1 protein-coding gene is annotated in these 1388 nt (G+C 68.5%); it reads right to left on the reverse strand.

Annotated elements, in window-relative coordinates; genetic code table 11:
• Positions 1 to 3: 3 nt before the first annotated feature.
• Positions 4 to 1290 carry an NAD(P)H-dependent oxidoreductase gene (locus ACIBQZ_RS43300; protein WP_396094789.1) on the reverse strand — a complete coding sequence of 429 codons (1287 nt, stop codon included), beginning with the start codon at positions 1288 to 1290 and terminating at the stop codon, positions 4 to 6.
• Positions 1291 to 1388: the final 98 nt, after the last annotated feature.

Consider the following 1388-nt stretch of genomic DNA (forward strand, 5'->3'; position numbering starts at 1 on the left):
GGATCAGAAGGTCAGGTTCGCCTGCTCGATCCGGAGCTGGTCGATCAGCCGGCCCTCGGGCAGCGTCACGTCGGCGTAGGTGAGCACCTCGTCCTTGGCCACGTCGCGCAGCAGCACGCAGCCCTCGGTGACACCCATCGGCAGCAGGTTCTCGTCCTTGGTGACCGAAGCCTTCTCGGCCACCGAGTACGTGTCGTAGCCACCCAGGCCGTCGATCGTCTGACCGGCCTTCAGGTCGCGCTTGGCGACCGCGACGACCTCGACCGTGGGCGCCCCGATCGGCTGCATCACCGCGTCGTTGAACAGCACGGCCCGGGCCACCGAGGTCGGGACCTCGAAGTGGCACAGGTGGTACGGGGTGTAGAAGCTGTACAGCGGGCCCTCACCGAGCTTGTACAGGTTCAGGTAGTGCTTCTGCTTCGGGTCGTCGTGGGTGGCCAGGACGAAGACACCCGGGCCCGGCTGGCTGCCGACCACGTAGTCCACGTAACCGCCGGCCGCCTTGAGCTCCTCGACGTCGTACGCCTTGGTCAGCTCATCCACGTGACCGCGGTGGTCGGTGCCGCGCATGCCGCGCTTCTCCACCGTCATGCCGGTCGCGTTGGCCACGATCGCCTGCTCGAAGGAGATCTTCGTGCCGTCGGCGAAGGAGGTCACCATGTGCGGGTCCTGCCCCCACTGCTTGGCGAAGCCTTCCTGCGTGGTCGGGTTGCGGTACTCGTCCTGCAGGCCCTTGATGTTTCCGCAGACCAGCGGGGTGAGACCGATGCCCTGGACGAAGCGGACCAGGTTGATCTGGACGCCCGGCTGGTCACCGTCGCACCCGGTGACGATGACGCCCTTGGCGTCGGCCCGGGCCTTCAGCGCCGAGCCCACGGTTCCGTCGACCTCGGCGTTCAGCAGCACGACGTGCTTGCCACCGTCGATCGCCGAGGTGACCACGTGGGCGCCGAACTCGACGTTGCCGGTGGCCTCGACGATCGCGTCGATGCCCTCGGCCTGGGTGACCGCCTCGTAGTTCGAGGTGATCACCGGGATGCCGGCGGCGACCGCCTTGGACGTCGTCTGGGCGTCCTCGGTGACCTCCCACTCGGTGATCCCGGCCTCGGTGTACGCGCGCTCGGCGTTGGCCTGCGTGCGGTTGACGATGGCGGCCAGAACCATGCCGGGCGTCGAGTTGACGACCTGGTTCACGAAGCCGCGGCCCATGAAGCCGGCGCCGACCAGGGCGACCCGGATCGGGTTGCCCTCGGCCTCGCGCTTGGCCAGGGCGGTGTCGACGATGATCACTGGGTGACCCCTTCCAGCAGCGGCCACGCGGCGTCCTTGGCGCTGATCACGCTGACCTCGAGCGGCCAGGTCAGGCCCAGGGCCGGGTCGCTGTACCG

The sequence above is a fragment of the Actinoplanes sp. NPDC049599 genome (assembly GCF_044465625.1).
Lineage (GTDB): Bacteria > Actinomycetota > Actinomycetes > Mycobacteriales > Micromonosporaceae > Actinoplanes.